Below are 7,975 nucleotides of genomic sequence, written 5' to 3' on the forward strand. Positions count from 1 at the left end.
CGGCCAAGCCCGCCGCCACAAAAACCGCCAAAGCCAAGCCCACCGCAAGAAAAGCGCCTGCGCCAAAGCCGGTTGCGAAAAAGGCGGCCCCGTCGAAGACGATGAATGGCAAGAAACCGGTGCCCGTGGCACCGAAGGCGGCGGCGACCAAAACGGTGACGGCGAAGGCAGAACCGGCAAAGGGGACCCCCGCTGAAGCTACGCCGAAGAAGACCACGCCCGCAAAGGCGGCCTCTGCATCGACAACGGTAAAGTCCGCGAAGTCCCCGACCGCCCGCAAATCCCGGACAACGGCCAAACCGGCCCCCCGGGCACGGCGTCAACCAGCGAAAAAGGCCTGAGGTGGCGTGAGCGAAAAACCATTCTGGGAGACCGTCGCGCTTGAAGACATGACGACGTCGCAGTGGGAATCCCTCTGCGACGGTTGCGGTAAATGCTGCCTGCTCAAGCTGGAGGACGAGGATACCCTCGAACTTGCCTATACCGACGTCGTTTGCCGGTTGCTTGATCTTGGGAACTGCCAATGCACCCGCTATCCGGAACGTTCCCGCCTCGTCCCCGATTGCATCACCCTGACCCCGGACATTATTCCGAAGCTGCGCTGGATGCCGAAAACCTGCGGCTATCGTTTGATCTCTGAGGGCAAGCCGTTGCCCTGGTGGCACCCGCTTGTCTCGGGTGACCCCGACACGGTTCATCAGGCAGGCGTTTCCGTGCGTGGCCGCGCCATTTCAGAGCGCCGCGCGGGCGATTTAGAGGACCATATCGTCGACTGGCCCGATGAAGATGTCGGCTGATCGCCGCAATCTGGAATTGGTGACGGACACGCCGCCGTATCTTGTCTGCGAGGGACGAAACATCCCGATCGAGGTAAAACGATCCCCCCGTGCGGTGCGGATCAAGCTCCGGATTGATCCGCGACGGGGCGTTGTCCTGTTGCTGCCGAAACGCGCCTCGCTCAAGGCGGGCATGATATTCCTGCGCCAGGAAATCGACTGGATTGCCAGCAATATCAAACGGATACCGGAAACTGTACCCTTTCGTGATGGCGTCATGCTGCCCCTTCTGGGCCGGCCCCACCGGATCACCCATGTGCCGGAGCAGCGCGGCTTCGTCTGGGCGGAGGATGGGCATATCTATGTCGCAGGCGCCGCGGAGCATCTGCCGCGCCGGATGAAGGACTGGACGCGCAAGTTGGCGAAAACAGAGATCAGCGTCTGGGCGGCCGACTATGCCGGGAAAATCGATGCTCGCTACAGCGGCATTACACTCCGCGATCAGGTCACCCGCTGGGGGAGCTGTTCTTCGACCGGACGGCTTAACTTCTCCTGGCGGTTGCTGCTGATGCCGGAGGAGGTGATGCGTTATATTGTCGCCCATGAGGTGGCGCATTTGCGGCATATGAACCATTCCGCCGCCTTCTGGGCGCTGGTGGACGAGCTTCACCCGCGCGTTGAACACGCCAAGAAATGGCTCAAAAGCAATGGGGCGGATCTACATAAGTATGGCGTTGAATGATCGAAGAGGGTATGACTCTTCCGGTCCCTTTCGAAAGCCTTTCATGAAACGCCTTGCCCCCTCTTCCGTTCCTTTTACGATTTATCTGGCTGCGGCGGTGGCGCTCGGGCCGTTGTCGACGGATATGTATCTGCCGACGTTCCCGCAACTGGCGGCGTTTTTCAGCGCCAGCGCGGCGGAAGTGCAGCTCACGCTCAGTATTTTCACCTTCGGGATTGGCGGTTGCCAGCTGATTTACGGGCCGCTCACGGACCGGTTCGGGCGCAAACCGATCATTGTCGCGGGGCTTTTTATCTATGTTGTGGCGAGTTTTGCCTGCCTTTTTGCTGTTAATATCGACCAGCTGGTGATTTTGCGCTTTATACAGGCGCTCGGCGTTTGCGCGGCCATCGTCGTGCCCCGCGCCATGGTGCGTGATCTGTTCGCACGGGAACAGGCGGCGCAGCAGCTTTCCCGCATGGGCACGATCATGGGTCTCGCGCCCGCCATTGCGCCGGTGCTCGGGGGATATATCGCCGCCTTTTACGGCTGGCAATCGGTGTTTTTTGTGCTCGGTCTCGCGTCGCTCATTGTCGGGCTGGTGACATTGCTGCTTGTCGATGAGTCTCTACAGACAAAAGACCTCAATGCGTTGCGCCCCAGCCATATCGCCCGGAATTATCTCGATCTGTTTCGGCATCGCGAATTTCTGGGCTATGCGCTGACCGGGGGCCTCTGTTTTGGCGGCCTTTTCTCCTTTATTTCCGGCTCCCCGCTTGTTCTGATTGAGGTGATGGGCGTTCCCGCAGAGAATTTCGGTTATTTCTTCGGGATTGTCGTGCTTGGCTATATGAGCGGGACATTGCTTGGCCCCAAAATGACAAAGGCGAAGGGGCTTTCCGTCTCTGTCGGCATCGGCGCAGTGTTTTGCGCCGTTGGCGGGGGCAGCATGGTACTGGCGGCCTGGGCGGGGTTCAACACGGTGATTGCCATCATCCTGCCGATGATAGTCTATACGGTCGGCATGGGGGTTGTCCTGCCGCAGTCGCAGGCGGGCGCCATGGCGCCATTTCCTGAAAAGGCAGGCTCCGCCTCGGCCTTGATGGGCTTTTTAATGCTCGGCTTTGCGGCGCTCCTCGGCTTTATGATCGCGTTCTTTTATGACCAGACGCAATTTTCGATGGTTTATGCCATCGGCCTGATGGGGATAAGCTCGGTTTTGGTCTTCCGCCTGACGGCCCATGGTGCGGCGGAAGAGGCCTTCGAAGAGGAGTAATCCCTTACGGCTGCTGCCGCTGCTTATCCATATAGTCGAAGGAGTCCTTTTTCTCCGGCGTGTTTAGATCGGCGGGTGTGTTGGTGCCGCCCGCCGCCGGGGCATTCTTGCTGGAAAAAGCCTGAACGATCTTGTCCCAGATGCTTGTCCCGGAGTTTTCCTCTTCCTGCCTGCTGAAGGCAATCGCCTGTGATGTCTCCGAATGGGTGATGAAATCCTTCCAGGTCACGGCGGGAAGATTGCTGCCGTTCACCCGCTTGGTGGCGGAGCCATCATCATTGCCGAACCAGACGCCGGCGACCAGATCCGGCGTAAAGCCGATGAACCAGGCGTCGCGGTAATCCTGTGTTGTGCCGGTCTTGCCCGCCGCGGCAAAGCCCGGGTTGGCGGCTTTGCCGGTGCCCCATTTTATGGTCGCGGTCATGACATCCTGCATCTTGTTGATGGTCGCCGCGCTGATGATCCGTCCCTGACCGGAGGTTTGCCGTTGGTACAGCACGGGGCCACCCTTTTCGCGGATTTGAAGCACGCCATACGGCAACACCGCCTGCCCGCCATTGGCAATGACCGCGTTGGCGGCGGTCATCTCAAGGAGGGAGACTTCATAGGTGCCGAGCGAAATGGACGGATGCAACGGGAAATTTCCGGTCAGGCCGAGGTTTTTCGCCATACCGGCGACCTTGTCCCGCCCGACCCGCTCCGTCACCCGAACCGCGACCGTATTGATGGACCGGGCATAAGCCTCCCGCAGACTCATATCGCCGTTATAGAGCTTGGTGTAGTTTTCGGGCGTCCAGCCGTCGATATTGACCGGGCCATCGTTAAAAACATCGTCCGGCGACAGGCCATTCTCAAATGCGGCCGCATAGACAATCGTCTTGAACACGGATCCGGGTTGCCGCCGCGCGACGGTTGCCCGGTTATAGACAGACTCGGCATAGGACCGTCCGCCGACCATGGCGCTCACCGCCCCATCCGGCGTCATGGCAACAAATGCCCCCTGATTCACGGCCATTTTCGTGCCTTCGGCTTTCAGCCGCGCCTCGATCGCGCGTTCCGCATCGCCCTGCATGGCAAGATCGAGCGTTGTCGTGATCACCAGATCCTTGTCCGTCCGGCCGATATAAGCCTGTACCTCGCTTACGACCCAGTCCGCAAAATAGCGGACATTCCGGAAATCCCGGCTCGCATTGATCAGAACTGCCGGTTTGGCGCGGATTTTGGCGGCGTCCGCCTCGCTGAGATAATCTTCATCCACCATGCGCGTGAGAACGACACTCGCCCGGCCCTGCGCTCGCTCCAGGCTGCGGGTGGGCGCATAATAGCTCGGAGCTTTGAGAAGGCCGGCCAGCATCGCTGCCTCGGCGGTGGTCAGTTCCGTTGCCGGATGGGAGAAATACTTCCGGGAGGCCGCATCAATGCCATAGGTGCCGGAGCCGAAATACATGCGGTTAAGATAGAGCGCGAGGATTTCATCTTTTGAGTATTCCGCCTCCAGCCAGAAGGCGAGCAGGGTTTCGCGGATTTTCCGTCCCAATGTACGCTCTGGTGTCAGAAACAGGTTCTTCGCGAGCTGTTGCGTGATCGTGCTGCCGCCCTGCACAACGCGCCCGGCCTCGTAATTGCGCCAGGCGGCGCGGACGAGGCTGATCGGGTTCAGACCGAAATGATTGTAGAAATGGCTGTCTTCGGTCGCGAGTACCGCCTGCTTGATATTATCGGGCATCGCATGAATCGGCAGCATATCGCCATAAAGATCGCCATAGGTCGAATAGCGGATGCCGTCGCGCGTCTGCAACACCATGGAGGGGCGCTTCTCAATCTCGCCGATGCCGGAAATATCAGGCAGGGTATAGGCAAAATACCCGATAAAAATGCCACCGATCAGAAGACCCCACAGAGCAATTGCCCCGCCCCAGTTGACGATAGGGCCCCAGAGACCGCTGGATTTCTGGGCTTTCTTGCGCGGGCGTCGGGTCGCTGCCTTTTTTGGGCTCCGTCCTGATGTTGCCTTCGCGCTTTTCTTGCTTCGCGCGGGCTTCGGCCGCTGCGGATAAGCATTTGAGCCCGGCCTTGCGGCCGGTTTTCGTCTGCCTGGTCCTTTGGATGCCTTCTTCATAATCGAACTCGATTGCTACTTTGCATTACTCAAAATGCGGGCCAAAGGGTGTCTTATCTCTCACATATAAGGCAAAATTGCGTTTTTAAGCCGCATTTTCCGACATCAGGCATCCAGAAAGCTGACTTTCAGGGCATTGTCCTGGATAAAATTGCGCCGTGGCTCCACCACATCGCCCATCAGGGTGGAGAAAACCTCATCGGCCTCATCCCCGTGGTTGATGCGCACCTGCAGAAGCGTCCGCGCCTCATGATCGAGGGTGGTCTCCCAAAGTTGCTCGGGGTTCATCTCGCCGAGGCCTTTATAGCGCTGGATGGTGAGGCCGCGCTTGCCGAGATTAGTGACCGCTTCCATCAGTTCCAGCGGTGAATAGATCACCTGCCGCTTGTCTTTATGGATAAAGGTGGAGGCCTGCGCATAGATCGCCTGCAATTCGTCTTTCATGGCGTTCAATTGGCGTGCCTCGGCGGAATGGATGAGGTTGCTGTCGACCAGCTGGACTTCCGTCACGCCGCGTACTTCACGGCTGAATTTCAGGCTGAAATCGGGTAAAATCTCACCGGTCCAGCCCCGCTCCGTCTCCGAGGAGATGGCATCGAGCCGGTTTGCGACGAATTTGGCGGCTTCGGGCCCACGCACGGGATCGCTCAGCACCTCATCACTCAGCGCACCGGCGATCGCCACCTGCTCGACGACCGGGCGGTTCTGGATTCTGGCAATGGCATCAATAAGATCGCGGGCCTGACGGGCGCGGGCCACAAGCGCGCGCAGGTCCTCTCCGCTTCGCCGTTCGCCCGAGTCAAGCTCCAGCATCACCTCTTCCATGCCCTGATCGATCAGATAATCATCCATCGCGGGCTGATCTTTGAGGTAAACCGACGATTTCCCCTTTGCCACCTTATAAAGCGGCGGCTGGGCGATATAGAGATAGCCTTTTTCGACCAGTTCCGGCATCTGCCGATAGAAGAAGGTGAGCAGGAGCGTGCGGATATGCGATCCGTCCACATCGGCGTCCGTCATGATGATGATTTTATGATAGCGCGCCTTCTCGATATCGAACTCTTCCGGGCCGATCCCGGTGCCGAGCGCGGTGATCATGGTGCCGATCTCGGTGGAGGAGAGCATGCGGTCAAACCGCGCCCGTTCCACATTGAGGATTTTACCGCGGAGCGGCAGAACGGCTTGATTATGGCGGTCCCGCCCCTGTTTGGCGGAGCCTCCGGCGCTGTCACCCTCGACGAGGAAAAGCTCGGAAATCGCCGGGTCTTTCGACTGGCAATCGGCGAGTTTGCCCGGCAGGCTGGAAATATCGAGTGCGCCCTTGCGGCGGGTGAGTTCGCGCGCCTTGCGGGCGGCCTCACGGGCTGCGGCGGCCTCGAAAACCTTCGTGATAACGATCTTGGCATCGTTCGGATGCTCCTCAAACCATTGGCTGAGCGCTTCGAATACCGAGCTTTCGACGATCGGGCGCACTTCACTGGAGACCAGCTTGTCCTTGGTCTGGGACGAGAATTTCGGATCCGGCACCTTGACCGAGACGACACAGGTCAGCCCTTCGCGCGCGTCATCGCCGGTAACAACGATCTTTTCCTTCTTGGCGGTTCCGCTCGCGGTGGCATATTGGTTGATGCAGCGGGTCAGCGCGGCGCGGAACCCGGCGAGATGGGTGCCGCCGTCGCGCTGCGGGATATTATTGGTGAAGCAGAGCACGTTTTCATGATAGCTGTCGTTCCACTCAAGAGAGGCTTCAACCGTTACACCTTCTTTTTCTGCGGCCAGATCAATGGTTTCCGTGATCATCGGGGTTTTCGACCGGTCGAGATATTTGACAAAAGCGGAAATGCCGCCCTCATAATGCAAATCGACCGTTACCGGCTCAGCGGAGCGCAAATCATTGATCTGGATATAAACGCCGGAATTGAGGAAGGCGAGCTCCCGCAGGCGATGTTCCAGCGTCGAGAATTCGAACTTGATATTCGTGAAGGTCTCGGGCGACGGGGTGAAGGTAATTTCCGTTCCGCTCTTATCCTTGGCATCGCCGGTAATTTCAAGGGCGCCGACAGGCTCCCCATGCTCGAAGCTGAGACGATGCTCTTTGTCATTGCGCCAGATGGTCATGTCCAGACGGGTCGACAGCGCGTTGACCACAGAGACACCCACGCCATGCAGGCCGCCGGAAACCTTGTAAGAGTTCTGGTCGAACTTGCCGCCCGCGTGAAGCTGGGTCATGATCACCTCAGCGGCGGAGACCCCTTCTTCATGCATATCGACCGGGATGCCACGACCGTTATCGCGCACCGTGACTGAGCCTTCGGGGTTGAGCGAGACATAAATCAGGTCGCAATGACCGGCCAGCGCCTCGTCAATGGCGTTATCCACGACCTCATAGACCATGTGATGCAGACCCGAGCCATCGTCCGTATCGCCGATATACATGCCCGGGCGTTTGCGCACCGCATCAAGGCCCTTCAGGACCTTGATCGATTCCGCGCCATATTCTTCTGCTTCCATAGGACTTTCCGTGTTACTCATACGTCGTCTTTCCTTCTAGCGAGCGGCCGTCTGGCGGATGGTGCCATCGTCGACCGTCAAAAACTGCGCCCGGTTTCCAAGTTCGGAAAACAGGGCATAATCGGTGCCTGTCATCCAGGCCTGTGTCTTCATCTCCTCAATCTCGTCAAACAGCGCCATGCGCCGCTTCTCATCGAGATGGGCCGTTATTTCGTCCAGCAGCAGGATCGGCGCCCGCCCTTGCATTCCCGCCTGCAATCGCGCATCCCCGAGGATGATCGAGATCAGGAGCGCCTTCTGCTCCCCCGTTGAGCAGAGCCCGGCCGGAACGCCCTTGTCCTTATGCAGGACTGCCAGATCGCTCCGGTGCGGGCCGAGCCGTGTACTCCCCGCTTGCGCATCCAGACGCCGGGCCGCCTCCAACTCCGCGCGGTATCTGTCTTCCACCGCCAACGCACTCATTTCCTCAAGCCACTCTTCCAACAGGCCTTTGATCGTCAGCTCCGCCTTTGGAAAGGCGCGCGGGCCAGCCTCTTGCTCCGCCGCGATCATCGCCCCGTTCAGCCGTGCCG

5 protein-coding genes and 2 pseudogenes are annotated in these 7,975 nt (G+C 59.1%); 3 read left to right on the top strand and 4 right to left on the bottom strand.

Translation table 11 applies throughout. From position 1 onward, the window contains the following. Window positions 1-298: pseudogene (locus P1U71_RS08810) on the bottom strand (hypothetical protein); the annotation flags it as partial. A 49-nt stretch (window positions 299-347) separates the two neighbouring features. Between P1U71_RS08810 and P1U71_RS08815 the strand changes: the two are divergent. From P1U71_RS08815 to P1U71_RS08825, 3 genes are read left to right on the top strand one after another with little or no spacing between them, the layout of a single operon-like run. Then, on the top strand, window positions 348-797 hold the full coding sequence (locus tag P1U71_RS08815; RefSeq protein ID WP_301105215.1) for a YcgN family cysteine cluster protein: 450 nt from the start codon (window positions 348-350) through the stop codon (window positions 795-797). Then, a complete protein-coding gene (locus P1U71_RS08820; RefSeq protein WP_301105216.1) occupies window positions 787-1,518 on the top strand; it encodes a M48 family metallopeptidase in 732 nt (243 codons plus the stop codon). Before P1U71_RS08815 ends, P1U71_RS08820 begins: the two co-directional genes overlap by 11 nt. A 43-nt stretch (window positions 1,519-1,561) precedes the next feature. After that, entirely contained in the window at window positions 1,562-2,773 is a 1,212-nt protein-coding gene (locus P1U71_RS08825; RefSeq protein ID WP_301105217.1) for a multidrug effflux MFS transporter, read from the top strand. A 4-nt stretch (window positions 2,774-2,777) separates the two neighbouring features. Here the strand turns inward: P1U71_RS08825 and P1U71_RS08830 are convergent, their stop codons facing one another. The 3 genes and pseudogenes from P1U71_RS08830 to P1U71_RS08840 all read right to left on the bottom strand — a co-directional run. Further along, the gene (locus P1U71_RS08830; RefSeq protein ID WP_301105218.1) at window positions 2,778-4,892 is read right to left on the bottom strand and encodes a transglycosylase domain-containing protein; all 2,115 of its coding nucleotides are present in this window, start codon (window positions 4,890-4,892) and stop codon (window positions 2,778-2,780) included. A 105-nt stretch (window positions 4,893-4,997) separates the two neighbouring features. Beyond that, window positions 4,998-7,424: a DNA topoisomerase (ATP-hydrolyzing) subunit B gene (gene gyrB, locus P1U71_RS08835; protein WP_301105219.1), complete on the bottom strand. Its 2,427-nt coding sequence runs from the start codon at window positions 7,422-7,424 to the stop codon at window positions 4,998-5,000. A 15-nt stretch (window positions 7,425-7,439) separates the two neighbouring features. Beyond that, a pseudogene (locus tag P1U71_RS08840) lies at window positions 7,440-7,975 on the bottom strand (DNA replication and repair protein RecF); the annotation flags it as partial.

Origin of the sequence: Sneathiella sp. (assembly GCF_029233945.1) — a bacterium.
In the GTDB taxonomy this organism is placed as follows: Bacteria; Pseudomonadota; Alphaproteobacteria; order Sneathiellales; family Sneathiellaceae; genus Sneathiella.

Bases quoted from the DNA above. Each gene is read 5' to 3' on its own strand.
- P1U71_RS08820 (WP_301105216.1), top strand. From the start codon at position 787: ATGTCGGCTGATCGCCGCAATCTGGAATTGGTGACGGACACGCCGCCG.
- P1U71_RS08825 (WP_301105217.1), top strand. From the start codon at position 1,562: ATGAAACGCCTTGCCCCCTCTTCCGTTCCTTTTACGATTTATCTGGCT.
- P1U71_RS08830 (WP_301105218.1), bottom strand. From the start codon at position 4,892: ATGAAGAAGGCATCCAAAGGACCAGGCAGACGAAAACCGGCCGCAAGG.
- gyrB (WP_301105219.1), bottom strand. From the start codon at position 7,424: ATGAGTAACACGGAAAGTCCTATGGAAGCAGAAGAATATGGCGCGGAA.